Below are 25,482 nucleotides of genomic sequence, written 5' to 3'. Positions count from 1 at the left end.
CCGCCATCCGCACCAAATCCGCACGCTGAGAATCACTCACCGGCAAAGCCGCCGCTGTCATAACAGGCATACTACAAAATACCAGACTATTTCACAGACAGACCACTAGTCGTAGCGTTCGATGCTCGACTCGGCCAGTCGCGATAGCCCCTCGCGGATGTGGCGGGCCCAGATGCTGCCGATGCCCTCGACGGCCTGTAGGTCGGCGGCCGAGGAGGCCAGCAACGATTGCAGGGTGCCGAAGCTGCGAACCAGCCGATCGACGTGGGCGAACTGCAGCCGTGAGATCCGGGCCAGCATGCGGTAACCGCGTGGGCTCATCGCGGTGTCCTGGGCCTCGATGGTGGTCGGGTAGCCGAAGGCGCCGGCCAGCAGTGTGAGATCCAGGAGGTCGGCGTCGGAGAGCGCCTCGACCGTCTCCAGCGTGTGGTGCACCTCGTCGGTGGTCGCCGGCTCGGGGCTGGCGTAGTAGTCGCGGACCAGCAACTCGCGGACGGTGTCGTTCTCGGAGGTCAACTCCTCGAGTTGCAGACTTACCTGTCGTCCGTTGGTGCCCAGCTCCGAGACGTACTCATCGATCTCGACACCCACGCGGCGGACCATCTCCATACGCTGCGCCGTCGACATCGCATCGCGCAGCAGGACGTAGTCTTCGATCTCGGCGCGGCCGAGCGCTGAGATCACCTCGTCGAGGCGAGCCTTGTAGCGCTCGAGTGTCGACAGCGCCACGTTGGCGCGCGAGAGGATCGGGTCGGGGCTCTCGACGACGCGTCGCACCCCTTCGGCGTAGACGCTGACGATCGACATCGATGCGCTCACCGATATCACCGGGTATCCGGTCTGGATGGCGGTCCGCTCGGCGGCGCGGTGACGTGTTCCGGACTCCTCGGTCGGAATCGACGGATCGGGTACCAGCTGTACGTTCGCGCGGACGATGCGTTTGCCGTCGGTGGAGAGCACCACCGCGCCGTCCATCTTGGCGAGTTCTCGCAGACGCGTCGGCGCGAACTCGACGTCGAGATGGAAGCCGCCGTCACAGATCTTTTCGACGTCGGAATCGTGGCCGAGCACGATCAACGCACCGGTACCGCCGCGCAGGATGCGTTCGAGACCGTCGCGCAGGCCGGTGCCGGGTGCCACGCGGGCCAGCGTTTCCTTGATCAGCTCCGAGCGGCCGGCGTCGGTGCGCCCGTACTGGTCGGTTCTGGCTCCCTCGACCATCATTGTCCCTTCCTGCGTCATCGCGTCCGGTCACCTGACACGTGCGGGAATCGGCATGACTAGGGTAACGGGACGTGAGTACCCCTTCTCGTCCCGATCGGCCCGGTGGCTTCGCGGTGCCCGCCGACATCGAGGCCATGACGCGTCATCCGAAGGCCGCCGGACCGGGTGAGCCCATCCGCATGCACAACCCGATGTGCCTGGGATGCGGCGAGGATGCGCCCCGCGGGCTTCATCTGGTGGTCCGGGCGGGCGAAGGTTTCACCGTGGAGACCGAGATGGACGTCGAACCGTGGATGGAAGGTGGTCCCGGCGTGATCCACGGCGGTGTGCTCTCGACCGCCTTTGACGAGGTGATGGGCACCGCACCGCTGCTCGTCGGACCGTCGTCGGTGACCGTGCACCTCGAGGTGGACTTCCTCGCGCCTGTCCCGATCGGCTCGCGGCTGCAGCTCAGTGCCCGGTTGCTCGGCCGTCAACGCCGCAAGATCTACGTCGAGGCCCTCGGTCATGTCGGCGATCCGGACCAGCCGGTCGCCGTTGGCCGTTCGATCTTTGTCACGATCAACGCGCGCGAGCACTTCGCCGACCACGTCGAGCACAGTCAGATGGCCGACGAACACAAACAGCGGCTCTCGAGGCCGTGACGGGGCCTCGCCCGGGCGTTCTCGAAACCAGCCCGCGTTGTTGATGTTCCACATTGCCTGCTGCCACTAGGGTGTGTCTCCCAATTCTTCTACGTGGGACTGGCGCAATCGGGCCGCCAAGACCCGCAAAGGGAATTGGGAGACACACCCTGGCCGGATGATCCAAGTTGCAGTCAGTGATCGCCGCGTTGATGAAACCGCGGACCCGCGAGCCGGGCGGTCGCGACGCCGATGCGGGGACGTGCCCGCGAGCAGGGCGCAGACGGTGAGCAGGGTGCAGACGGTGAGTGGGGCGGTCAGCAGAACCGATGCGATTTGTCCCTTGAGGACATCGACCACTCACGCCGACGACGAAGGACGATGGAGCGACACGGAATCACCGGTGTGACGATTCGGCAGGCGACCTGCGCGGTAATGATCTTGTCAGCCGTCCATGCCCGGAAAAGTGCCCACGCACACAATCTGGCGGTCAGGCATTGCCAGCGTCAATTCTCACCCAACCGGCACCGTGCATTTCGATGCATGTGTCAAAAAGGCGCGTCGACGGCCCGCAGCGTTGCCGTGAATGCCGCCGCCGACGCCTCGGCGAGTGTGGCAACGCGGGTGACCTTGATTCCGCCGGGGATCTTCTCCGTGGTACCCCTGGGGATCAGCACGTGCGTGAATCCCAGTCTCTTGGCCTCCCCAACGCGGCGCGCCACCGCCGAGACGCGTCGCACCTCACCGGCCAGCCCGACCTCGCCGATGACGGCGGTGGTCCGGGGGATCGGTCGCTTGGTCATCGATGAGAACACCGCCAGAGCGATCGCGAGGTCGGCGGCGGGTTCGGTCACGCGCATGCCGCCGACGGTCGCCGCGTACACCTCGCGCTCGTGGACGGGCACCTCGAGTGTGCTCTGCAGGACGGCGAGGATCATCGCCACGCGTGCAGAGTCGAGCCCGGACACCGCGCGGCGTGGGGTGGCCATGTTCGTCGTCGTGGTCAGCGCCTGGATCTCGCCCGCGAGCGCTCGCTTGCCGTCCATGGTGACCAGGGTCGCCGACCCGTTGACATCCGAATCATGGTGGTGGACAAAGATTCCTGAGGGGTCACTGACCTGATGGATGCCGTCGTCGCGTTGTTCGAAGCATCCGACCTCGTCGGCGGCGCCGAAGCGGTTCTTGATGCCTCGCACCATCCGTAGCGACGAGTGGCGGTCGCCCTCGAATGCCAGGACCACGTCGACGAGGTGCTCGAGTGACCGAGGGCCCGCGACGGCGCCGTCCTTGGTGACGTGTCCGACCAGGATGATCGCCACACCGCGATTCTTGGCCAGTGACACCAGGGCCGTGGTGACCGCGCGGATCTGGGTGACACCGCCGGTGACGCCGTCGGTGCCGGTGGCCACCACGGTCTGCACCGAGTCGACGATGACCAGGGACGGGGCAACATCGTCGACGTGGCCGAGGATGGTGGCGAGGTCGGATTCGGCGGCAAGGTAGATGTTCTCGTGCACCGCGTCGGTCCGCTCGGCGCGCATGCGCACCTGCCCGGCGGATTCCTCGCCGGTGATGTAGAGCGCGCGCCGGCCACTGGCCGCCCAGTGTTTGACGGTCTCGAGCAGCAGCGTGGATTTGCCGACACCCGGCTCACCGGCGAGCAGGATCACCGAGCCGGGCACCACCCCGCGCCCGAGGACGCGATCGAACTCATCGATTCCGGTGGGGATCGCCGTTGACGTGGCGGCATCGACTGCGGTGATGGGGACGGCCGGGCTGGTCGGGGTCACCGTCGTGGTGGCCCCACCGGGTGCACTGATGGTGGTGACCTCGTCGAAGGTGCCCCAGGCGTTGCATTCGGCGCAGCGTCCGACCCATTTGGGGACCTGATGACCGCACTCGCTGCAGCGGAAGCTCGACTTCGGTTTTGCCACGGAGGTCAGCCTACGGCCGGGATCCGACAGAACCAGCGTCTGACCGAATCGGCGTGCCTCGCGGTCGCGACGGACCTGTTGCGCGGGATGCGTAGTCCACCACGATCGGGTGGGTGGCGTGCGGCGAACATGCGAGACGCCGGCTTCTGCGACGGTACGATCTGCGCATGTCGAGAGTGCGCCTCCATGGTTCTACGGCCCTGCACGACGGTGGATTTCCGTACAGTTCGACGGTGTCGCCGGGCCCGTTGCTCTTCACGGCCGGGATCAGCCCGCTGGATGAGAACGGTGTGGTGATCGCGCCCGGTGATGTTCTCACGCAGGCGCGCGCGTGCCTGGGGAACCTGGCAGCGGTGCTGGGTGAGCAGGGGGCCGCGCTCAGTGACGTGGCCAAGCTGACAGTCTATGTGGCAGAACACCTTCAGTCGGATCTGTATGTCGCGTGGGAAGCGGTGAGCGCCGAGTTCGATGCGGTACCGCCGACGATGATGATGGGTGTGTCGGTCCTGCCGTATGACGGGCAGGTCGTCGAGGTCGACGCGGTGGCCGCACCGCCGCAGTTGTGAACCGGCAGATGGCCACGAGTGTTGCGCGGCCAACGATTACCGATGTCCAGCGCCGAAACCGGTTGCTGCGCAGACACTGTCTCGCAGAAGGGCACCACGCTGCGTCGGTGGTCGACGCTGCCGCGGCCGTCGTCGGACTGCACGCGACGACGCCGTCGACGGTGTATCTCTCGGCGTGGGCCCGGATTGACGGATTCCCCACTGACAGCATGGACGCGGCGCTCTATGGTGACCGCACGCTGATCAAGCAACTGGCCATGCGCCGAACGCTTTTCGTGTTTCCCGATCGTATACTTGCCGACGCGGTCGGAGCGATCGGTGGGCGGGTCGCGGCCTCCGAGCGAACCAACATGCTGCGTGATCTTCGCCGCGCCGAGGACGTCGCCGATCCCGAAGGGTGGATCGATGACGCACGTGCAGCGGTGCTTTCCGCGCTCGCCGACGGCACTACGATGACGTCGGCGGAACTACGTGCTCGCGTGCCGGAGTTCGATCGGCAGGTCATCGTCAGCCCAGGCAAGTCATACGGTGGTCCGAGTCCGTTGATTCCTCGAGTGCTCAACATGTGCAGTGCTGCAGGAGAAGTCGTACGCGGTCCCAACAACGGGGGCTGGCACGTGTCGAGACCGTCGTGGTCGGCGATGGACCGCTGGCTCGGCCGGCCGCTCGACGTCCCCGATCCTGCCACCGCACACGCCGCACTCATCCGGCGGTGGCTCGCGCGATTCGGTCCGGGTACCGAGACTGACCTCGTCTGGTGGCTGGGATCGACCAAACGCGATGTGCGACAAGCGCTGGCATCGCTCGACGTCGTCGAGGTCGATCTCGACGACGGCTCCGTCGGCTACGTCCTCGCCGACGACCTTCCTGGCGGCCCCGACGACGATCCGCTGCCGCCCGAAGCCCTCCTGTTGCCCGAGCTCGACCCGACGACCATGGGTCACAAGATGCGCGAGTTCTACCTCGGCCCGCACGTCGACGCCATCTTCGATCGCAACGGGAACGGCGGTCAGACGGTGTGGTGGGACGGGCGGATCGTCGGCGGTTGGTATCGAGAGGCCGGCACGCGGGTAGAGGTCCACCTCTTCGAGAAGTTGCCCGCGGCCGCACGTCGAGCCGTCGTCGCCCGCGCCGACGCCCTGTCCGAGTGGCTCGGTGAGGTATCCTTCCGGCCCGGCTACCCACCGCCCTACCTGCGCGAACTGCGGGCGCGATGAGTTCGGGGCCGTCGCCGGTCAGTCTCTGCGGGTCCGCGCACAACCACAGTGCGCGCACCCCACCCCGGAGGCTCCGATGATCGCACCCCCCAACCCGCCGCTGACCGAGGTCTAGCGCCCATCACCGATAAGGCGACGTGGCGGGCCGCTCTTGCCGACCTGCGCCGCCGCGAGAAGGCTCACGACCCGTGAGCTCGACGCCATCGCCGCGCAACGTCGCCGACTTCCGATGGTCGAGGTCGCCGACCACACGCTCACCGGCGCCGATGGCCCGACATCACTGTCGGAGATCTTCGCCGGCCGGTCTCAATTGATCACCTACCACCACATGTGGAACGACGGTGGGGAGTACCAATGTCCCGGATGCACCGGATTCACCGCGCAATTCACCCGACTGGGATTCCTCGAGAACTCGGACGCGCGCTTCGTGATCGCACCAATGGTCCGATCGACGAGGCGTTGGCCTACAAGTGGCGAGTCGGCAACGAGATGGAGTGGCTCTCCGCCGCGGGCACCGACTTCGGTGCCGAGATGGACGCCGCACTCGGAGCCGCCTTCGCGGTCAACGTGTTCCTGCGTGACGGGGCCGTGTCTACTGCACCTGGCACACCAACGGCCGGGGCACCGAGCAGCTGAGCCACACTGTCGCAGTGATCGAGCTGCTCCCTTGGGGACGACAGGAGGTGTGGCAGGACTGCCCAGAGGGCTGGCCGCAACGCCCACCTACTCCGGATGGGCAGACAGTGAGCAGATCGCTCACAGTTATGGCGAGGGCTCGCGATGAGCCCCAACCGCACCCGGCCCGACACCAGGAGACCGAACCGACGGACTGGGTGTGCGACGGCTGCCGGGCTGCGCAACGACTCCGGCGACCACGAACCCGGCGGCTGATCCCGGTGCAGCTCACCAATAGGTGGACGAACACGCCGGCGGCCTGCCGCCCTTGGGCCGCGGCCTTCTCGAGCAGTCCCTGGCCAGTCTCGATGCCGCGCTCTGCCGGACCCGAGCGGTCGCCCGCAGTGTGCCCCGTCGCCGCTGGTCAGTCCTCACAGAAACCTCCCAGCCGGATGTCAGTCGCATGGCAGACTGGGGGCGGAAGGTGATACACGTGAGCGAAACGGGTCAGGGAGCGAAGGTCCTCGTCGTCGACGACGAGGCGAATATTCGTGAATTGCTATCGGTGTCATTAAAGTTCCAGGGCTACGAGGTCCAGGCCGCCGCGGGCGGTCCCGAGGCCATCGACCGATGCCGCAACGTCAAACCCGACGTCCTCATCCTCGATGTGATGATGCCGGGGATGGACGGCTTCGGCCTGTTGCGGCGCTTACGCGCCGACGGGATCTCGGCGCCCGCGCTGTTCCTGTCGGCCAAGGATTCGGTCGAGGACAAGGTCAATGGACTCACCGTCGGCGGCGACGACTACGTGACCAAACCGTTCAGCCTCGAAGAGGTGGTGGCGCGGCTGCAGGTCCTGCTGCGGCGCAGCGGTTTCGACGAACAGGCCAAGGGGGTCTCGCGGGTCACCTTCGCCGACCTCGAACTCGATGACGAGACCCACGAGGTGTGGAAGGCGGGCAAGCTGATCTCGTTGTCGCCGACCGAGTTCACCCTCCTGCGCTACTTCATGGTCAACGCGGGCACCGTACTGTCCAAGCCGCGCATCCTCGACCACGTCTGGAACTACGACTTCGGGGGCGAGGTCAACGTCGTCGAATCCTATGTCTCCTACCTGCGCCGCAAACTCGATGACGGTGTCACACCGCTGATCCACACCTTGCGTGGCGTCGGATACGTCATGCGGGAGCCGCGGTGAGCCCGAACCCAGATGACCCGAACCCGCATGAGGCTGAGAGGACCGATTGCGGCACGGTATCCGCATGAGCGTTCGCACCCGATCGGCGCCGCCGGCCGACTCACCGGCAGGTGCCCCGGCAGCCCCGCCCGCGACCAAGGCGGCACAGACCCGCACACGTGGTGTTCCACTGCGTATTTCGCTGGTCGTGCTCACCATGGTGCTGGTGGCGTTCGGGTTGCTGGTGTCAGGAATCGCGGTGACCTCGGCGATGCGCTCGGATTTGCTCTCGCGCACCGATCAGGGTCTGGTGTCGGCGGTCGGGACCTGGGCCAAACCTCGCGACCCGGACCTGGATCAGACGCAAGGGCCGCCCATCGGACCGCGCCGGCCACCGTCCTCGTACTTTGTGATGACCACCCTCAACTCCGGACTGGTCATCTCCAACGCAAACGATTTCACCCACATCCCTGACCTCAGCGGGCTGCCCGATGGCGACGTCTCGCCGACGACGGTCGGGTCGCGCGACGGTGATGGCCCGCAGTGGCGTGTCATCAAACACAGTGACTCCGAGGGTGTTTCCGTGGTGGCCGTGCCGCTTTCCGATGTGGACAAGACCCTGTCACGACTGATGTGGCTGCAGTTCGGCATCGGCGCGGCCGTGGTCGTGGTCCTCGGCGTGCTCAGCTATTTGGTGGTCCGGTCGAGCCTGCGGCCACTGCGCCGAGTCGAGGAGACCGCCCACGCGATCGCCGCGGGCAACCTCAACATGCGGGTGGCGCCGGGCCCGCCCAACACCGAGGTCGGTAGCCTCTCTGCCTCGCTCAACACGATGCTCGGCCAGATTCAGCATGCCTTCGCCACGACGGCCGCCTCCGAACAGCAGGCTCGGCACTCCGAAGAGAAGATGCGGCGCTTTGTCGCCGACGCCAGCCACGAACTCCGCACCCCGCTGACCTCGATCAAGGGGTTCGCCGAGCTCTATCGGCAGGGCGCGGTCGCCGACCCAGGCGATGCGATGCGCCGGATCGACGACGAGGCCGCCCGCATGAAACTCCTCGTCGAGGATCTGCTGATGCTCGCGCGGCTCGACGCCCACCGACCCCTCAATTCCGAGCCCGTCGACATGTTGATGCTGGCCGCCGACACCGTGCAGGCCTCGCGTGCCGCTGCCCCCGACCGGGAGATCCGGCTGCAGGTGTCCCCGTCGGACGAACCGCCCGTCGTGCGCGGCGACGCGGCGCGGTTGGTGCAGGTCATCCGTAACCTCGTCAACAATGCCGTCGTTCACACCCCGCCGGAGGCGACGATCACCGTCGGCGTCGGCGTGCTCGATGGTGTCGGCGACGTGCTGGTTACCGTCACCGACACCGGTCAGGGTCTTACCCCCGACGAGCGCTCCCACGTCTTCGAACGCTTCTATCGCGGCGACAGTTCGCGATCGCGGGGCGAGGGCGGCGGCAGCGGACTGGGCTTGTCGATCGTGGCCGCACTGGTCGACGCGCAAGGTGGCCGCGTCGGAGTCGACTCGACGCTGGGCGAGGGCGCCTGCTTCTGGGTGCGGCTGCCGCGACTCGCGGACTGACTGGCACCCCAGGATCTGTTGAACCGTCTGCGGCGTATCGATCTGCCGGCACCTCCCCTCGTCTGAGTTGATGCGCGCCGGCCATCGGTGCTTTCACGGGAGCGCTGCTCACCCCGCTGATCTGCGGCAACCGGTCGGGTACGGGTCGCCGGACCTCCCCCCAGGACAGCCAGCTCACCACCGAGTGCACCTCGATGGACTCACCGGTGCGGGTCGACGGCCGGTCACCGGCATGGTCCGTACCGCCCGGTCGCCGCCGCTGTTGGCGACTGTCCGCGGCCGGGCGTTGGACACCCAGGAGTTGACGCGCTGACCGGATGCGCCGACGAGCCGGTCAGGTGCGCTCAGATCAGTCGTCGCAACCGCGCGAACTCGGTGACGTCGGCGCGGAAACGGTCGAGGGTGACCAAGGTGTACATGCCGTCGATCTGCCGGTCCACCCACAGCTGGTGGATGCGCCGCAGATCGGCCTGGCGGGACTTCCAGCCGATCCCGTCGATCACCGCGAGAACCAGCTGCCGGGGTAGCCGCACCTCGGCCATCTCCTCGATCTCCCGGACCGCGTCGGTGAGTTTGGAGCCGGTCGAGTCGAAACCCTTTGCCGCGACCACGATGTCGGGTGCGTTCGGATCACCGACGATCAGATCGGCCGGCGCGGTGCGTCCGTTGCGGCCGGAGAACCGGGAGCGGGTCACGTAGTCGAGGCCCAGATCGCGCGCGATGTCCTCGATGTGGTCCTCGATGCGGCGGCCCGACGCACCCGCGCGTGTTGCGGTCAGTCGGGTGCCGGCGCGGGCGACGAGGATGTCGGCGAAGGTGTAGGTGCGGTCCATCTGGGCGGTGAGCATGCGCACCAGGTCGAACTCCTCGTCGAGCCACGTGATCAACTCGACGGGCCGCTGCCGCGCCAGACCGTGCCACCCGGAGGTGTCGAACCGATCGCGAAGAACGTTTTTCAGCTTCTCCTGCGACAGCCCGATGGCCAGACCCAACACCGGGACATCACCGGGATTCTCCCGTACCCAAGCCGCGAGACCGGCGACGTCGGTGGCCATCAGCTCACCGAGCCCGGCGGTGGCGGCCGCAATGTGCTCGGCCTCGGGTGTCGCCGCAGTTGGGTCGACGTGAGAGGTCAAGCGTCCCAGCGCCTTCAGGTACTCGTCGAAGTCGGGCGCGTCGGCCATCGGCTCGGGGTTCCGCTCAGTCCCGACCGATGAACAAGAACTCGCTGACGTCACGCCGCGCCGCCGCGGCATGGGTGCCGAAGCTGTACTTGTGGTCGATCGCGATGACCTCGACATGTGGCTTGACCTTGCCGAGCAGATCGACGATGCGATCGGGGCCGGGTAGCGCGTTGGACGAATACGACAGCACAATCGCGCCGGCGTCGGTGAAGTGGTCGAAGGTCCGCACCAACGCGTCGTCGATGGAGTGTTTGTAGGCGAACGGGGTGTACCGCTTGGGGAGTTTCTTGGTCTTGGTGTTCTCCATGATGGTCATGCCCTGCCAGTAGGCCGACAGCCCCTCGAGGAAGTGGTAGCGCTTGATGTAGTCGTTGTCGTCGGACGGCGGGGCGTACGGCGGATCGAGGTATACCAGGTCCGGCGCACCCCCGAGTACTCCGGTGGCGTCGAGATCGAAGACGTCGCCGCAGGAACTGTGATGCCGTGAGCCGTTGCTGAACACGGTCGCGTTGTAGTCGGCCGCGGCCCGCAGCCGGAAGTGGTCGCGCAACGACATCTGTAGATCACGGCGTCCGTCGGCATATCGGCTGGAATCGGTGAAGGTGAACACTCCGCGCGGTTGCTTGCGCGCCGCGGACAACACCAGCGCAGAGATCGCCAGATCCCGCCGATAACCGCGTAGCCGGTCGATGTGCGACCACGCCGAATCCAGGAACGCGCGATCGGCCGCGTCGAAGTACAGCCCGTCGAAGGTCGAGGAGATGAAATCACGGTCGTCGGCGGGCGGACCGCAGATCTCCTCGATGAGGTCGGCCTCGAGCCGCACCGACGAATTGACCACGGTGGCGCGGCTGATGAGGTGCGGGAAGTTGAGGAAATCGTTGGCGGCCACCGTGAATCCCTGCGCCTTGAGCAGGTAGGACACGACGCCCGACCCGGAGAACGCGTCGACGGCGGTGCTGCCGCCGATGTCGGCGAAGGTGCGCTCGAGATGTGGCAGCAGACGGTACTTGGAGCCCATGTATCGCAACCGCGGGAAGCGCTGCGCGGCGGCGACGATGTCGGTGGAGGCGACACGTCGAGACGATGCGGTGGGGAACTCGGCGCGACTCACAGCAGCAAGGATGTCATGGGCCCCCGACAGTGTGTCGCCAACACGGCGGGCGGCCGACACGGCGGTGAACATCGTGGCTGCGCCCGGGCCCCCGCGACCGGGCCGCACCCTAGACTGAGGTGCATGTCGTCGGTTTTCACGAAGATCATCAACGGAGAGCTACCCGGTCGATTCGTCTGGCAGGACGGACAAGCCGTGGCGTTCCTGACCATCGAGCCGGTCACCCCCGGACACGTGCTGGTGGTACCCCGCAAAGAGGTCGATCACTGGGAGCAGGTGGACACCGCCACCTTCACCCATCTCACCGACGTCGCACAGAAGGTCGGCCGCGCGGTCAAGGAGGCGTTCGACGCTCCGCGGATGGGGTTGCTGATCGCCGGACTCGAGGTGCCGCATGTGCACATCCACGTCTTCCCGGCGCTGAGCATGCAGACCTTCGACCTGACCAACGCCCGTAAGGACATCACCTCCGCAGAACTCGACGCCGATGCCGAGAAGATCCGGGACGCGCTGCGTTCGACGGGCTACAGCGAGTACGTCGACGACTGAGGTGCGTGCCCGGACCTGTCCGGGGTTACCGGGTCCCGGCATCGGCGCCGGATTCGGCGGTCGAACTCTGTTGGGTGGCCATCTTGTAGATCATGTACGCCGCGCCTGCCAACCACGCGCCGATGATGAGAACTGCTGCTGCTCCGATGGTGTTCTCCTTGTCGGTCGGCCCACCTCCGGTGGGCCGATGGATGTCCTGGAGTGGACACACTCACCATCGCCGGACGGCGCCCGCGGCGAACGCGTAGCGCACTACCCGACTTGCCGGACTCCATCGATCAGTTGACAGGTAATCGGCTACCCCGGCGTCGATCAGTATGACGTTTCGCCCGGATTCCGGAGGAAACGTCATACTGATCGCGTCGCCCCCTCACACCGTCCGATGGATCAGCAGAGGTAGCACCGCGGTCGCGCCCGCACCGCGTAAAGCGCTCGCGGCCAATGTGATCGGCCAGCCCGACCGGGATTCGTCGACGACCAGCAACACCGCCCGGCCCGCCACCTCGGCGGGTGGCTCGCCGAGCCGGGCCTGCCAGAACGCGGCCTCGGCGGCACCGGGAGCGTCCCGGGGTGGCCCGTCTCCCATCTGCACCGGCATCGCAACGCCCGCACGCTTCCCGACCGCACGCAGGTGCGCGGCGAGATCGGTGGCCAGGGTGGTGCCGGTCAGGCGCAGCGTACAGATGAGATCCGGCCGGATACCGGACTCACGGCCCCACGCCGTGAGCGTCGCCACCGCCGCATCACCGAGGTCGGCGAGCGCCTGAGTATCGTGATCGCGTGCGGCGGCAAGCAACTCCGACCATTCCGGGGCGTCGGCGTGCGCGAGTACCCGACCCGGCTCGGCCAGACGTGCGGCGGGAATCCGACCACGCCCGACCTCACCGCCCGGCCACATCTTGCGGGGCTCGAGGACCTGCGCGGCCCGCCGCAACCACATCGTCACCGAGCGCACCACCGCCGGGTCGACGGAGTCGTCGAGTGGCTCGGTGAGATGGCGCAGGCACACCGAACACCGACCGCACGTCCCGGCATCCGGGTCGTCGAGCGACTCGGTGAGCAGTTGCATCAGGCAGCGGCGCGAGGAGATGTAGTCGCGCATGATGTCGGCCTCGCGGCGGCGCACCGCGAGCACACCGTCGTAATGTGCGGCGTCGAAGGACCACGGTCGGCCGGTCGCCGACCAGCCGTCGGAGCCCCGTTCGGTGGCGCCGTCGACGGCGAGTTGCTTGAGTATCAACTCGATTCGACCCCGCCGCACGCCGGTCTGCGCCTCGAGTGCGACAACGCTCATCGGCTCGTCGGCCTCGCCGAGCGCCTCGAGGACCACCTGCATGCGTGTGGGGTCGGGGATGGTCGCGGTGGCGAAATGCTCCCAGATCGCGTCGTCGGTGGCCGAGGCGAGCAGCATCACCACGGCCTCGTCAAGCGCACGACCGGCGCGACCGACCTGTTGGTAGTAGGAAACCGGCGACGGCGGTGACCCGACGTGCACCACAAAACCGAGGTCGGGTTTGTCATACCCCATGCCCAGCGCCGAGGTGGCCACCAGTGCCTTGACGTCGTTGCGCAGCAACGCATCCTCGAGCTGGTGGCGTCGATCGGCATCGAGCTGCCCGGTATAGGCGGCGACCGGGTAGCCCTCACCGTGGACCGCTCGGATCGCGCCGACAAGCCGGTCTGCGTCGGCGACGGTGAGGACATAGATGATCCCCGACCCCGGCAACTCCGGGAGATGTTGCGCCACCCACGCGTACCGCTGGATGGGGGAGAGGCCGTCGATCACATTCAGGTGCAGCGACTTTCGAGCCAGCGATCCGCGCAACACCAGGGTCTGTGTGCCGGCGCCACCACCCGTGCTCAACTGTGCCGCGACGTCGGCGGTGACCCGTTCGTTGGCGGTGGCGGTGGTGGCCAGCACGGGCGTGTCCGGATTGAGTGTGCGCAGGACATCGGCGACGCGCCGATAGTCCGGCCGGAAATCGTGCCCCCAGTCAGAGATGGCATGCGCCTCGTCGATGACCAGCAGACCGAGCCGCCCGGCCATCGCGTCGAGCACGCGACGTCCGAACCCCGGATTTGCCAGCCGCTCCGGCGACACCAGCAGCACATCGAGATCGCCGGCTCTCAATGACGACTCGATCTCGCTCCACTCGGAGACATTCGACGAGTTCAGCGTCGCTGCGCGCAGGCCGGCCCGCTCGGCCGCCGACACCTGGTCGCGCATCAACGACAACAGCGGCGAGATGATCAGCGTCGCGCCGTGCCGACGGTGTCGCAGGATGGCCGTCGCGGCCCAATACACCGCGGACTTTCCCCATCCGGTGGCCTGCACGACCAGCACGCGCGCCGCGGCCACCGTGGTCAGCCCCGCGATCGCCTCGAGCTGATCATCGCGTAGTGCGGCGCCCGGTCCGGCGAGGCTGGTGATCACCGCTTGCGCGGCCGCGAGATCCGGCGGTGTCAGCGTCTGGGTACCCGACATGAGCCCAATCTATCGTCCTGCGCCGACAACGCCCTGACCTGTGCAGATCTGGCATCGCGGGCGCAGTGCGCATAGGGTGTCGGCTCACAGGTAACTGGCAGGTCGGGTGCAGAGTGGGGTCAGCCGGAGCCGCGAAGCTAATGGGCATGACGACAGAAGCGATCCCGCAGGCCGCTGCCCCGATCATGGTGGTCGCCGACAGCTCCGCCGCTGCCCCCGTCCTCGACATCGTCGTTCCCGTGTACAACGAGGAGAACGACATCGCCCAATGCCTGCAGCGGCTGCACGAACACCTCCGTACGAACGTCCCGTTCTCGGCGCGAATCACCGTTGCCGACAACGCGAGCACTGACTCCACGGTCGCCATCGCCACGGGAATCGCCGACGAGCTCGACGGCATCCGCGTCGCCCATCTCGATGAGAAGGGACGCGGCCGCGCGCTCAAGGCCGTGTGGTCCCGCAGCGATGCCCAGATCGTCGCCTACTGCGACGTCGATCTGTCCACCGATCTCAACGCGCTGATGCCGCTGATCGCCCCGCTGATCTCGGGCCACTCCGACCTCGCCATCGGCACCCGCCTGGCGAAGGACTCGAGGGTGGTGCGTGGGCCGAAGCGCGAGTTCATCTCCCGCTCGTACAACCTGATCCTGCGAACCACGATGCGCGCCAAGTTCTCCGACGCCCAGTGCGGATTCAAGGCGATGCGCACCGATATCGGCCGCCAGCTGCTGCCCTACATCGAGGACACCGGCTGGTTCTTCGACACCGAGCTGCTCGTCATCGCCGAACGCATCGGGTTGCGGATCGCCGAGGTACCGGTCGACTGGGTCGACGACCCCAACAGCACCGTCGACATCGTCTCCACCGCCGTCGAGGACCTCAAGGGCTGCGCGCGGGTCGGCTATGCGCTCACCTCCGGCAAGCTGCCGATCGCCGACCTGCGCACCACCGTTGGCCGCGAACGCGCGCCCGGCCCGGCGATCGCGGGTGTGCCGCACGGCATGGTCGGCCAACTGGTGCGGTTCTGCGTCGTCGGCGTCATCTGCACGATCGCCTACGCCGTCCTGTACCTGGTGTTGCACTCCTTCCTGGGTGCGCAGGTGTCCAACTTCGTGGCGCTGGCGGTGACCGCCGTCCTCAACACCGCGGCCAACCGCCGTTTCAGCTTCGGTGTGCAGGGGCGCGAGGACGCGGTCAAGCATCAGTTCTTCGGGTTCGGGGTGTTCCTGTTCGGCTGGGCGGTGACCGCGCTGTCGCTGTTCGGTCTCGATCACTTCGCCCCCGGCGCCGGTAAGCACGTCGAGTTGCTGGTGCTCGTGATCGCCAACCTGGTCGCCACCGCCACCCGATTCGTCGGACTACGGTGGGTATTCCGCTCGCATCTGCAGCGTCGCCCGGCCACCGGAACCGCGCAGCCCTGACTCCGGCGAGCAACCGACAGAACCGCACATCACAACTCCCCCGCGCAGCGGGCCGGTGAAAGAGACCATGAGCGAACCCGACAATTCCTCGATCCCCGAGAATTCGCCCCCGACCAGCACCACCCCAGTTACGGCCCCGGATGAGAACTCCCGGGGCCGTAGCCCTGTCTCGGTACCCGCCGATCCGCCGGCAGTGTGGAAATGGTCGACGCTGGCCGCGCTGATCGTGGTGACCGCGATCATCGACCTCTGGCACCTGTCGCTCAACGGGTGGGCCAACTCCTTCTACTCGGCGGCCATCCAGGCCGGTTCGCAATCGTGGAAGGCATGGTTCTTCGGTTCGTCGGACATGGCGAACTCCATCACCGTCGACAAACCGCCTGCCTCGCTGTGGATTCCGGCGATCTCGGTGCGTATCTTCGGGCTCAATTCGTGGGCGATCCTGGTGCCCAACGCGTTGATGGGTGTGGCGTCGGTGGCGCTGCTGTACTGGATCACCCGTCGATATCTCGGGCACTGGGCGGGCATCCTCGCCGGCGGCGTGCTGGCGTTGACGCCGGTCGCGGCGATGATGTTCCGCTTCAACAATCCCGAGGCGCTGCTCATCCTGCTGATGATCGCGGCGGTCTGGGCATGTTTGCGGGCGGTCGAGGATGGTCGGCTGCGGTGGATGATCCTGGTCGGGGTCTTCGTCGGATTCGGCTTTCTCACCAAGCAACTCCAGGTGATGCTGATCGTGCCGCCGCTGGCCCTGACCTACTTGGCATTCGGGCCTGACGGATGGGTCAAACGCCTCGTCCATTTGGTGGCTGCGCTGGGGGCACTCGTGGTCAGCGCGGGCTGGTGGATTCTTACCGTCGAGCTGTGGCCGGCGTCCTCGCGTCCCTGGATCGGCGGTTCGCAGAACAATTCGATCCTCGAACTCACGCTGGGCTACAACGGTTTCGGACGGCTCTCCGGCGATGAGGCCGGCAGCGTCATGCCCGGCGGTGGAGGTGGCAGCGAGCGCGGCGCCTTTGCTGGCATGGGCTTTCCCGGCGACTTCGGCGGACCTGGCGGACCGGGTGGTCGCGGCGGCATGTGGGGGGAAACCGGGATCTGGCGGATGTTCCAACCCGCCCAGGGCGGCCAGATCGCCTGGCTCATCCCGAGCGCGCTGATCCTGGGTGTCGGTGCGCTGGTGATCCTCGGCCGCTACCGCAGCGCCGCGCGCACCGACCTGCGTCGCGCCTACCTCTCGGTATGGGGGCTGTGGCTGGTCATCACGATGGCCGTCTTCAGCTTCATGGCGGGCATCTTCCACAGTTACTACACCGCAGCGCTCGCACCCGCGGTGGCGGCGGTTCTCGCCGGCGGTGCGGCCGTGGCCTGGCGGGCGCGCGAGCGGCTGTGGGTGCGCATGCTGCTCGCCGTCACGGTGTGGTCCGGCGCGATCTGGGCGTTCGTGTTACTGGGGCGCTCAACGGATTTCGTGCCGTGGCTGCGCTGGATCGTTGTGTTCCTCGGAGTGGTCGGCGGTGCGATGATGGTCCTCGCGCACCGTGTCTACCTGTCGGCGCTGGCCCTGGTGTTGTCCCTCGTCGCGGGCCTGGCCGGTCCGCTGGCGTACACGATCGACACCATCACCACCGCCAAGCAGGGATCGATCATCAGCGCCGGACCGCGCGTCGAGGGTGACGGACCCGGCGGATTCGGCGGTCCCGGACGCGGCAACCGGCGCCCGCAGATGCCCGGCGGTATGGGTCAGATGCCCGGCGGCATGGGACGGTTCCCCGGCATGGGTCCTATGCCCGGCGGATTCGGCGGGCGTACCGGCGCCTACATCGGTATGGGTGGCATGGGCTCTCCGGCCGGCGGGTTGCTGATGGGCTCGACGCCCAGTGCCGAAATGGTTGCGACGCTGCGCCGCAACGCCGACGACTTCACCTGGGTCGCCGCATCCATCGGGTCCAACACGGCGTCGGGATACCAACTCGAATCGGGCTACTCGGTGATGCCTATCGGCGGCTTCAACGGCACCGACCCGTCGCCGACGCTCGCGCAGTTCCAGAAACTGGTGGAGCAGAAGAAGATCCACTACTTCATCGGTGGCGGCATGATGATGGGCGGGCGGTCGGACGGCCCGTCGGCACAGATTGTCGAGTGGGTGGAAGACCACTTCACCACGTTGACGATCGACAATGTCACCTTGTATGACCTGACGTCACCGACCTGATCCGTTAGGGTGCCCTGGTGACTTTACGGATCGGCCATCGGCTCGCACGGATGACCGGCCGCGATCCGCACCAACAGGGGCGGGTCGCGACCAGTCTGGAATTGTTCTACGACCTCGTCTTCGTGGTGGTGTTTTCTGTCGCGGGCACTCAGATGGCGCATTATCTGGCCGAAGGTCATTACCGGACAGCGGTGTTCGGCTACGTGCTGTGCACCTTCGCCGCGATCTGGGCGTGGATCAACTTCAGCTGGTTTGCCTCTGCCTTCGATACCGACGATTGGTTCTTCCGTGGTGTCGTGCTGGTCCAGATGATCGGTGTGGCCATCCTGGCGCTAGGTGTTGCACCGGTGTTCAGCTCGATCGAACACCACGAACACGTCGATATCCGGGTCCTCGTCACCGGCTTCGTGGTGATGCGCGTCGGGCTGCTGACGCAATGGATCCGGGCGGGTCTGCAGAGTGCGGAGTACCGCAAGACCTGCTTCACCTACGCCGCAGTGATCCCCGTGGCGCAGGTGGCGTGGGTGATCGTCGCGATCATCGACCTCGCCCTGTGGCCCACCATCATCGCGATCGCGGTCTGCTCATTCATCGAACTCCTCGGTCCGATCGTGGCTGAGAACTTCGTCAAACCCACTCCCTGGCATCCGCACCACATCGCCGAGCGGTACTCGCTGTTGACCATCATCACCCTCGGTGAGGGCGTGGTCGGCACCGTTGCGGTGATGCAGGCGGCCGTGCAAGCACAAGGGTGGTCGGTCCAGACCGCGGTCTTCGGGATCGCCGCGATCGTCGTCACCTTCGCGATGTGGTGGATCTACTTCGTCATCCCCGTTGGCGACCGACTGCATGTGCGCCCCGACAAGTGCTTCCCGTGGGGCTACGGGCACATCGTCATCTTCATGGCTGCCGCGGCCACCGGCGCGGGCCTGGAGGTCGCCGCGCTGTGGACCGAACACGAGGCCACGGTCGGCCCGGGCGTTGTCGTCGCGAGCGTGGCAGTGCCACTGGGTCTCTACTGTCTGGCCATGCTGACCATGTACGACTACCTGTTGCCGTTCGATCCGGTGACATTGCTCTGCGGAGCCGGCACGATCGCCTTCCTCGGCGGCGGGGTCTGGGCCGCCCAAGCTGGGCTGCCACTGTCGGCGGCAGTGGTCTTGGTGGCGTGCGCGCCGCTGTTCATCGTGGTGGTCGACGAGATTTTCGGGACGACGCGGCGCGCCAACACCCTCGGCATCCCCGAGGCGGCACCGACGCGGCGTTCAGACCGCCCGGTCGATCCCGCCGACCGGTGACGGCCCCTCGCCGAGAATCCCGCGCGGACCGGCCGGGTGTCGACGAATTAGAGTCATGCACGTGCGCGTACTCGTGATCGGCTCGGGCGGCCGCGAACATGCCCTGCTCCTCGGACTCGCCGGCGACCCGTCGGTCACCGAACTCCACGTCGCGCCCGGCAACGCCGGTACCGAGGCGATCGCCACCAACCACGGCGTCGACGTCGTCTCGGCCGACGAGGTGGTCGCCCTGGCGCGGACCGTCGCCGCCGACCTGGTCGTCATCGGCCCGGAGGTGCCGCTGGTGCTCGGGGTGGCGGACGCTTTGCGCGCGGCCGGTTTTGCCACATTCGGCCCCAGTGCCGACGCCGCCCGCATCGAGGGGTCCAAGGCATTCGCCAAGGACGTGATGGCCTCGGCCGGGGTGCGCACTGCGCACGCCGAAGTCGTCGACAACCCGGCGAACCTCGACGCCGCGCTCGATCGCTTCGGGCCGACCTGGGTGGTCAAGGACGACGGACTGGCTGCCGGCAAGGGTGTCGTGGTGACCTCCGACCGGGCCACGGCGCGCGACCACGCCGCCGAATGCCTGGAGAGCGGTCACCCGGTGCTGCTGGAGAGTTTCCTGGACGGCCCCGAGGTTTCGCTGTTCTGCCTGGTCGACGGTGAGACCGTGGTTCCACTGATCCCCGCCCAGGACCACAAGCGCGTCGGCGACGGCGACGCCGGGCCCAACACCGGCGGCATGGGCGCCTATACGCCGTTGCCGTGGTTACCCGACGAGGTCACCGCCCGGATCGTCACCGAGGTCGTCGAGCCCGTCGCCGCCGAGATGGTGCGGCGGGGTTGCCCGTTCAGCGGGCTGCTGTACGCGGGGCTCGCGATCGGCGAGCAGGGGCCCGCGGTGGTCGAATTCAACTGCCGCTTCGGTGACCCGGAGACCCAGGCCGTGCTCGCCCTGCTGAAATCCCCTCTGGGACAAGCGCTCAACGCGACAGCGACTGGTGCTCTGGCCGACCTACCGCCGCTCGAATGGGCCGACGGTGCCGCCGTGGTGGTGGTGATCGCCGCCGAGAACTATCCGGCGAGCCCGCGAACCGGTGACGTGATCACCGGCGCTGAGGGACCCGGTGTGCTACACGCGGGGACCACACGCGACGCCGACGGCGACATCGTCTCCGCGGGTGGACGAGTCCTCGGAATCGTCGGCGTGGGTGAGGATCTCGAGGCGGCACGCGCGCAGGCCTATGAGCGGGTCGCCAGTGTCACACTCCCCGGTTCGCATCATCGCGCCGACATCGGCCTGGCAGCGCTGGAAGGCCGGATCTCGGTGTAGTCGTCAGGCCGCGGGGGATGGCGGGGGTCACTTTGCTGAGACACGTTTACTCCTTTCGCCACGGTCGTTCCGGCGTGATCACGCGATCATCAGCTGGTGGCGTGGATTGCTGAAGGTCAGTTCCTCGCCTCAAGCGATGGACCACACATCGTGGTGGAAGCGAGCCGCAATGCGGACGGCGTTACCCGGTGAGCGCACCGAGGGCGACCCGCGGTCCGTCGCTGTTGCCGGAACGGGGCCGTGGGCGTGTGCGCCGGTCCGGGATCAGCGTCGGCCGAACAACTTCCGGCGTGGGGCGTCGGGATGACCGGGGCACCATTGCGCCGCGGGCACCGAGGCCTTCACCTGCGCGACATGCCGGCCGCATCCCGACCAGGTGGTCTTGCCGCAGTCGCGGCATCGGACGGCGTGACACATCAGGCGACCTCCGCCAGATTGGGTGGTCCGGACCGCGGGCGCTCGACCTGCGCAAACGCCTCCGTTCCGGCGAGGGTGGTGAGCGCCTCGAACAGCCGGTCGGCCTCGTCGCGGCCGGGAATCCCGGTGAGCACCGGACCGAAGTAGGCGCGTCCGTCGAAGACGGTGATCGGACTGCCGCCGGTGCCGCCGAGCGCCTCCTGACTGACCCGGTGAGCGCGGCGCACCACATCGTCCAAGGAGGAATCATCCATCGCGGCAACGAGATCGGCGGGCAGTGCGCACTCCTGGAGTGCCTCGCCCACCAGGCTCGCCGACAGTGCGCGTCCTTCGCTGTGGAGTCGACGACCGAGCGCGAAGTACAACTCGCGCATCGCCTCGTCTCCGGCGGCGGCGAGCAGCCGACCCGTCCGGCGCGAGACGGTCATCCGCTCGGCGTGGGCGTCGCCGACCTCGCTGTCCTCGTTGAGGACGGCCAGACTCATCGGACGCCAGGTGGCGGGTACGACCCGACGCTCGGCCGCGCCGGCCAACCACCGGGACGCGGCCCAGGCGAACGGGCATGCGGGATCGACGTAGATCTCGACGACACCGATACCGGCATCGGGAACGGGAATGGTTGTGGGCGAGGGGGTCACGAGCGCACCGTGTTGCTCAGTGCGTCGATGGCCGCGCGGAGTTTCGTGGTGGCGGTCGCGGCGACGTCGGGGAGCCCGGGGGCGTCCGCGACGGCGACCATCAGGTCGGGATTCATCGCCTCGACGATGATCGAACCCGTGCGCGAGGTGTCCTCGCGGACCACCACATTGCACGGCAGCAGCAGACCGATTTGCCGGTCGACGCCGAGTGCGGCGTGCGCGAGCGGCGGATTGCAGGCGCCGAGAATCAGGTAACGTTCCATGTCCTCTCCGAGTTTGGCCTTCAATGTCGCGGTCACGTCGATCTCGGTGAGCACACCGAATCCTTGTTCCGACAGTGCTTCTCGGGTGCGCGTCACCGCCTCGTCGAAGCTCGTGTCGGGCAGTGTGGTGGCGATGGCCAGATCCATCGGGATTCCTTTCTCTCGTCCTCGTGACTCGTGTGATCCGACTCGTGGTCAGGCGAGTGCGAGGAACAGCTTTTCCAGTTGATCGGTGGTCATGGGTTCGCCGGTGGGTTCGTCGCCGGCGATGCATTCACGCAGACCGGTAGCGACGATCTTGAAACCCGCCCGGTCGAGTGCCTTGGACACCGCGGCCAGCTGTGTGACCACGTCCTTGCAGTCGCGGCCCGCTTCGATCATCGCGATGACACCGGCGAGTTGGCCGTGCGCCCTGCGGAGTCGGTTGAGTACGACCGCGATTGCTTCTTCGTCGCCGACCATGTGAGTTCCCTTCGCTGTCGATGTGCCGACCCCCATGATACCCCTCGGGGTATACCTCGGAGGAGGTGTCAATGGCCGAACGAGATCGCCGGCAGCAGCCGATCGAGCCATCGGGGCGTCCACCAGGCCACGTGGCCGGTAATCCGCAGGAGCACCGGAAGCAGCACGAGGCGGATCAGTGTGGCATCGAGCAGGACGGCGACGCCCAGGATGATGCCCATCTCCTTGGGCGGAAGTGGTTGGGCCAGCGCAAAGGTGAAGAATACCGCCACCATCACCGCGGCGGCCGCGAAGATGATGCGACCGGAGTAGGCCAGTCCGTCGACCTGTGCGGTCCGCGGATCACCCGTGCGCTCGTAGTGCTCCTTGGCGGTTGCCAGCAGGAAGACGGTGTAGTCCATGGCGATTGCGAAGATCATCGCGAAGAAGAACACCGGACCCCAGCCGTCGAGGAAGCCCTGCGGGGTGAAGCCGAGCAGACCCGAACCGTGCCCGTCCTGGAAGATCAGCGTGGCGACACCGAAGGCCGCGCCCGTCGACAGCAAGCTGACCAGGGTTCCCAGCAACGCGATCACCGGGGCTCGCAATGCGACCAGCAGAAGCAGGAAGCCCAGCGACAGGATGACGGCGACGATCACCGGGAACCACGTGTTCAGCGCGTCCTGTAGATCGAGGTTCTCCGCCGCGGCGCCACCGACGAGGGCGCCCGCAGGAACCCGGTCACGTAGATCGGTGAGTATGCCGTCCATTTCCGGCGCGGACGGATCGACCGACGGAATCGCCTGCAGTATGGAGTATCCCGAGTTGTCCGGTGCGGCCTGGGCCGGCGTGACCATGGCGATGCCGGGAGTCTGTGTGGCCGCGGTGGCCGTTGCCGGAGCGTCCAGGGTGGCAACGATGATCTGCAGTGCTCCGGGGGCGCCGGGACCCATGTCGTCGGCGACGATCTGATAGCCCTGGCGGACCGGCGCGTCGTCGGGAACGACCGTGATCGACGGCATCGCGACCTTCAATCCCAGCACCGGCAGCGCCAACAAGACCAGGATGGCGAGCGAGACGACGGCGAACGGCCACGGGTGACGATGCAGCAGCTCTCCCCAGCGCCCGAAACGGTGCGATCGGTGTTCCTGCTTCTTCGCCCACGGCAGCGAGCCGGCATTGACCTTGGTGCCGAGGGCTGACAACACCGACGGCAGCAGGGTCATGGTGGCCGCGAGGACGAAGACGACGGCAAGCATGATCCCGACGGCCATCGTTCGCACCGCGGGCGCCGGAACCATCAGCACCGCGGACAAACTCACCAGCACCGTCAGACCCGAGAGCAGCACTGCCTTGCCCGCGGTCTCCATGGTCTCGGCGACCGCGTGTTCGGGTGTCTCGCGTCGCGCGATCGCCGCACGAAAGCGCGACACCATGAACAGGGCGTAGTCGATACCGAGCGCGAGGGCGAACATCATCGCGAAGTTCATGGCCCACACCGAGATCGGGGTGAGGGTGTTCAGCAGCACCAGCCCACCGGCCGAGGCGACGAGTCCGGCGATGGTCAGCAGCAAGGGGAGTCCTGCGGCCACGAGAGAGCCGAAGGCGATCACCATGATCGCCAGCGTGATCGGCCAGGAGAACATCTCGGCCTTGATCATCGCCTCGTGATTGGCCTTGTTGAAATCGCTCCACAGCGCCGAGGCCCCCGTCGGATACACCTGAATCCCGTTGCCGGACAAGCTGGTCAACACGGCCTTGTGATCATCGACCGCCTTGACCATCGCGTCGGTGTCGGCAGCGGCGCCGATGATGACGATCGCGGTGTGGCCGTCGCGGCTGACGGTCATTCCCGGTGTCGGGGCAATGACCGGACCGAAGCGCGGGTCGCTGCGCGCGATCCCGGTGATCTCGGCGATCACGTGCCCGACCGCCGGGTCGGTGATCTGTTTGTCGTCGGAGTGGATCACCACCTGGACCGCAGCCGACGAGTTGCCGCCGAAGTGTTGTTGTGCGAGCTCGCGGACCTGGACCGACTCCGATCCGTTGGCCTGCCATCCGGCGCCGGCCAGGGAACCGAACACACTCGGCGCCGCGGCACCGAGGCCGATGACGAGCAGGAACCAGATGCCGAACACCCACCGGCGGTGCGTGGCGGTCCAGACCCCTAGGCGTCCCATCGGGCCGGGCCGGGTGTCGTCTGCCGCCGCGGGCGCGGGGTCGTCGGCAACGGTGGTGGAGTGGTCGGTCGAGTCCACGGAGAGTTCTCCCTCGCATCGTCAGATACCCCAGGGGGTATTGGTCGGTGACGACGAATATACCCATGGGGGTATCTGGCCGCAAGGGAGGTTCAGGCGGGTAGGGCGCGCTGACGCGGGCGGCCGTTCACGTCGAACGACAACGCCAGGCTAGATCTCTGGTCGGTGAGCACGCACTGCGAGATGTCGGAGGCCGCATTGGCCGGGGTCGCGATCTCGCTGGGGCGTTGCCACATCACGTGCCAACCGAGCCGGACCGCCAAGCCGTGCAGGGCCACGCGATGATCACCGACGGCCACCTCGCCGAGAAGTGTGGGCAGCGTCGCGACGAGGTCGGTGAAGGTCGGTTCGGCAAGCGGCAGGCCGGTCACCTGGACGATCTCGAAGCCGCCGTCGGCGTCGTCGATACGCACGACCGGTCCGGCGCCGCTCAGTTGAGCGGCAACGGCACCGAGGGTCGCGGCGATCCAATCCGCGCGCTCCGAATCCGGGCAGCTGGTGTCGGGCACGCCCAGTTCCGGAGAGATCAGCGCGGCAACGCCGAGGCATTCGCCCGAGCGGCGCAGCTCGGCGAGACGGAGATCGGTCGGCAGGTCAGGGGAGGTGCCGGCCCAGGCCCACCGGATCACCCAACCCGACGCTCCGGCGCGGCGTACGGAGGCCACCGGTGATCGGTGGGCGCAGATCCGCCGGCGCGGATCGGTGGTCGCAGCGAAGACCACCGCCGTGGTGCCCTCGGCGGCAGATGTGTAGTTGCCGAGGTGCTGGGTGAGGTATTGATCCAGCGCGACGCGACGCAGTCCGGCATACCAGGCGCCGCAATTGGCGACAGCGCGCAAACCGTCGAGATCCATGCGAGTCACGCTAGTGCCGGAATCGGCGCTGTTGCCCCATCTGTCAGGTGATCGAACGACCGGTCCGCTCGGTGGCTGATCCGCCGAAA

At 67.2% G+C, this 25,482-nt stretch carries 21 protein-coding genes and 1 pseudogene; 11 read left to right on the top strand and 11 right to left on the bottom strand.

The features are described 5' to 3' along the window. Positions 1 to 105: 105 nt before the first annotated feature. Complete coding sequence (disA, locus tag EF294_RS12570) at positions 106 to 1,221, bottom strand: DNA integrity scanning diadenylate cyclase DisA (RefSeq protein WP_123930382.1); 1,116 nt, start codon at positions 1,219 to 1,221, stop codon at positions 106 to 108. Between the two features lie 74 nt (positions 1,222 to 1,295). On the opposite strand from disA, the gene EF294_RS12565 reads away from it, so the two are divergent. Continuing rightward, complete coding sequence (locus EF294_RS12565; RefSeq protein ID WP_123930319.1) at positions 1,296 to 1,868, top strand: PaaI family thioesterase; 573 nt, start codon at positions 1,296 to 1,298, stop codon at positions 1,866 to 1,868. Positions 1,869 to 2,395: 527 nt separating this feature from the next. On the opposite strand, the gene radA is transcribed toward EF294_RS12565, so the two are convergent. Continuing rightward, complete coding sequence (radA, locus tag EF294_RS12560; protein ID WP_123930316.1) at positions 2,396 to 3,781, bottom strand: DNA repair protein RadA; 1,386 nt, start codon at positions 3,779 to 3,781, stop codon at positions 2,396 to 2,398. 167 nt (positions 3,782 to 3,948) lie between these two features. Here radA and EF294_RS12555 point away from each other — a divergent pair, with 167 nt between their 5' ends. The 5 genes and pseudogenes from EF294_RS12555 (at position 3,949) to EF294_RS12535 (ending at position 8,941) form a co-directional block, all read left to right on the top strand. After that, entirely contained in the window at positions 3,949 to 4,347 is a 399-nt protein-coding gene (locus EF294_RS12555) for a RidA family protein (RefSeq protein WP_123930313.1), read from the top strand. 8 nt (positions 4,348 to 4,355) lie between these two features. After that, on the top strand, positions 4,356 to 5,564 hold the full coding sequence (locus tag EF294_RS12550; protein ID WP_123930310.1) for a winged helix DNA-binding domain-containing protein: 1,209 nt from the start codon (positions 4,356 to 4,358) through the stop codon (positions 5,562 to 5,564). Between the two features lie 120 nt (positions 5,565 to 5,684). Next, positions 5,685 to 6,348: pseudogene (locus EF294_RS12545) on the top strand (DUF899 family protein). Positions 6,349 to 6,672: 324 nt separating this feature from the next. After that, on the top strand, positions 6,673 to 7,377 hold the full coding sequence (locus EF294_RS12540) for a response regulator transcription factor (RefSeq protein ID WP_425459424.1): 705 nt from the start codon (positions 6,673 to 6,675) through the stop codon (positions 7,375 to 7,377). Between the two features lie 64 nt (positions 7,378 to 7,441). After that, positions 7,442 to 8,941 (top strand): HAMP domain-containing sensor histidine kinase, encoded by a 1,500-nt coding sequence (locus EF294_RS12535; RefSeq protein ID WP_123930304.1) that lies wholly within the window; start codon positions 7,442 to 7,444, stop codon positions 8,939 to 8,941. Positions 8,942 to 9,285: 344 nt separating this feature from the next. Here EF294_RS12535 and EF294_RS12530 read toward each other — a convergent pair whose 3' ends face one another. Beyond that, positions 9,286 to 10,125: a hypothetical protein gene (locus tag EF294_RS12530; protein WP_123930301.1), complete on the bottom strand. Its 840-nt coding sequence runs from the start codon at positions 10,123 to 10,125 to the stop codon at positions 9,286 to 9,288. Positions 10,126 to 10,141: 16 nt separating this feature from the next. Beyond that, positions 10,142 to 11,239 (bottom strand): DNA adenine methylase, encoded by a 1,098-nt coding sequence (locus EF294_RS12525; protein ID WP_425459427.1) that lies wholly within the window; start codon positions 11,237 to 11,239, stop codon positions 10,142 to 10,144. 123 nt (positions 11,240 to 11,362) lie between these two features. On the opposite strand from EF294_RS12525, the gene EF294_RS12520 reads away from it, so the two are divergent. Beyond that, the gene (locus tag EF294_RS12520; RefSeq protein ID WP_123930299.1) at positions 11,363 to 11,788 is read left to right on the top strand and encodes an HIT family protein; all 426 of its coding nucleotides are present in this window, start codon (positions 11,363 to 11,365) and stop codon (positions 11,786 to 11,788) included. Positions 11,789 to 11,813: 25 nt separating this feature from the next. Here the strand turns inward: EF294_RS12520 and EF294_RS12515 are convergent, their stop codons facing one another. Then, on the bottom strand, positions 11,814 to 11,999 hold the full coding sequence (locus EF294_RS12515; RefSeq protein WP_123930296.1) for a hypothetical protein: 186 nt from the start codon (positions 11,997 to 11,999) through the stop codon (positions 11,814 to 11,816). A gap of 159 nt (positions 12,000 to 12,158) precedes the next feature. Next, positions 12,159 to 14,273 (bottom strand): RecQ family ATP-dependent DNA helicase, encoded by a 2,115-nt coding sequence (locus EF294_RS12510; protein WP_123930293.1) that lies wholly within the window; start codon positions 14,271 to 14,273, stop codon positions 12,159 to 12,161. A 146-nt stretch (positions 14,274 to 14,419) separates the two neighbouring features. On the opposite strand from EF294_RS12510, the gene EF294_RS12505 reads away from it, so the two are divergent. From EF294_RS12505 to purD, 4 genes are all read left to right on the top strand, one after another. Next, entirely contained in the window at positions 14,420 to 15,694 is a 1,275-nt protein-coding gene (locus EF294_RS12505) for a bifunctional glycosyltransferase family 2/GtrA family protein (RefSeq protein ID WP_185091053.1), read from the top strand. A 67-nt stretch (positions 15,695 to 15,761) separates the two neighbouring features. Continuing rightward, positions 15,762 to 17,909 carry an ArnT family glycosyltransferase gene (locus tag EF294_RS12500; protein WP_246007818.1) on the top strand — a complete coding sequence of 716 codons (2,148 nt, stop codon included), beginning with the start codon at positions 15,762 to 15,764 and terminating at the stop codon, positions 17,907 to 17,909. A gap of 17 nt (positions 17,910 to 17,926) precedes the next feature. Beyond that, on the top strand, positions 17,927 to 19,207 hold the full coding sequence (locus EF294_RS12495) for a low temperature requirement protein A (protein ID WP_123930284.1): 1,281 nt from the start codon (positions 17,927 to 17,929) through the stop codon (positions 19,205 to 19,207). A gap of 61 nt (positions 19,208 to 19,268) precedes the next feature. After that, on the top strand, positions 19,269 to 20,522 hold the full coding sequence (gene purD / locus EF294_RS12490; protein ID WP_185091052.1) for a phosphoribosylamine--glycine ligase: 1,254 nt from the start codon (positions 19,269 to 19,271) through the stop codon (positions 20,520 to 20,522). A gap of 416 nt (positions 20,523 to 20,938) precedes the next feature. On the opposite strand, the gene EF294_RS12485 is transcribed toward purD, so the two are convergent. The 5 genes from EF294_RS12485 to EF294_RS12465 form a co-directional block, all read right to left on the bottom strand. Next, complete coding sequence (locus EF294_RS12485) at positions 20,939 to 21,577, bottom strand: mycothiol-dependent nitroreductase Rv2466c family protein (protein WP_123930277.1); 639 nt, start codon at positions 21,575 to 21,577, stop codon at positions 20,939 to 20,941. Beyond that, complete coding sequence (locus EF294_RS12480; RefSeq protein ID WP_123930274.1) at positions 21,574 to 21,987, bottom strand: DUF302 domain-containing protein; 414 nt, start codon at positions 21,985 to 21,987, stop codon at positions 21,574 to 21,576. Before EF294_RS12480 ends, EF294_RS12485 begins: the two co-directional genes overlap by 4 nt. Before the next feature lie 48 nt (positions 21,988 to 22,035). Next, positions 22,036 to 22,302, bottom strand: coding sequence for a metal-sensitive transcriptional regulator (locus tag EF294_RS12475; RefSeq protein ID WP_123930271.1), 267 nt, complete (start codon positions 22,300 to 22,302; stop codon positions 22,036 to 22,038). Between the two features lie 68 nt (positions 22,303 to 22,370). Next, positions 22,371 to 24,461 (bottom strand): MMPL family transporter, encoded by a 2,091-nt coding sequence (locus EF294_RS12470; RefSeq protein WP_246007823.1) that lies wholly within the window; start codon positions 24,459 to 24,461, stop codon positions 22,371 to 22,373. Between the two features lie 170 nt (positions 24,462 to 24,631). Beyond that, a complete protein-coding gene (locus tag EF294_RS12465) occupies positions 24,632 to 25,393 on the bottom strand; it encodes a DUF6882 domain-containing protein (protein WP_123930265.1) in 762 nt (253 codons plus the stop codon). Between the last annotated feature and the right edge of the window lie 89 nt (positions 25,394 to 25,482).

This window comes from Gordonia oryzae, assembly GCF_003797185.1.
Taxonomy (GTDB): Bacteria; Actinomycetota; Actinomycetes; order Mycobacteriales; family Mycobacteriaceae; genus Gordonia; species Gordonia oryzae.
Note: the sequence above shows the minus strand (reverse complement) of the source record. Positions and strands in the feature narration are given on the sequence as shown.

What these genes read in the sequence shown, in the direction of transcription:
- disA (WP_123930382.1), bottom strand. Translation starts at nt 1,221, where the DNA reads ATGGTCGAGGGAGCCAGAACCGACCAGTACGGGCGCACCGACGCCGGC.
- EF294_RS12535 (WP_123930304.1), top strand. Translation starts at nt 7,442, where the DNA reads ATGAGCGTTCGCACCCGATCGGCGCCGCCGGCCGACTCACCGGCAGGT.
- EF294_RS12505 (WP_185091053.1), top strand. Translation starts at nt 14,420, where the DNA reads ATGACGACAGAAGCGATCCCGCAGGCCGCTGCCCCGATCATGGTGGTC.
- EF294_RS12465 (WP_123930265.1), bottom strand. Translation starts at nt 25,393, where the DNA reads ATGGATCTCGACGGTTTGCGCGCTGTCGCCAATTGCGGCGCCTGGTAT.
- EF294_RS12475 (WP_123930271.1), bottom strand. Translation starts at nt 22,302, where the DNA reads ATGGTCGGCGACGAAGAAGCAATCGCGGTCGTACTCAACCGACTCCGC.
- EF294_RS12480 (WP_123930274.1), bottom strand. Translation starts at nt 21,987, where the DNA reads ATGGATCTGGCCATCGCCACCACACTGCCCGACACGAGCTTCGACGAG.
- EF294_RS12470 (WP_246007823.1), bottom strand. Translation starts at nt 24,461, where the DNA reads ATGGGACGCCTAGGGGTCTGGACCGCCACGCACCGCCGGTGGGTGTTC.
- EF294_RS12510 (WP_123930293.1), bottom strand. Translation starts at nt 14,273, where the DNA reads ATGTCGGGTACCCAGACGCTGACACCGCCGGATCTCGCGGCCGCGCAA.
- EF294_RS12550 (WP_123930310.1), top strand. Translation starts at nt 4,356, where the DNA reads ATGGCCACGAGTGTTGCGCGGCCAACGATTACCGATGTCCAGCGCCGA.
- EF294_RS12520 (WP_123930299.1), top strand. Translation starts at nt 11,363, where the DNA reads ATGTCGTCGGTTTTCACGAAGATCATCAACGGAGAGCTACCCGGTCGA.
- EF294_RS12500 (WP_246007818.1), top strand. Translation starts at nt 15,762, where the DNA reads ATGAGCGAACCCGACAATTCCTCGATCCCCGAGAATTCGCCCCCGACC.
- EF294_RS12555 (WP_123930313.1), top strand. Translation starts at nt 3,949, where the DNA reads ATGTCGAGAGTGCGCCTCCATGGTTCTACGGCCCTGCACGACGGTGGA.
- EF294_RS12530 (WP_123930301.1), bottom strand. Translation starts at nt 10,125, where the DNA reads ATGGCCGACGCGCCCGACTTCGACGAGTACCTGAAGGCGCTGGGACGC.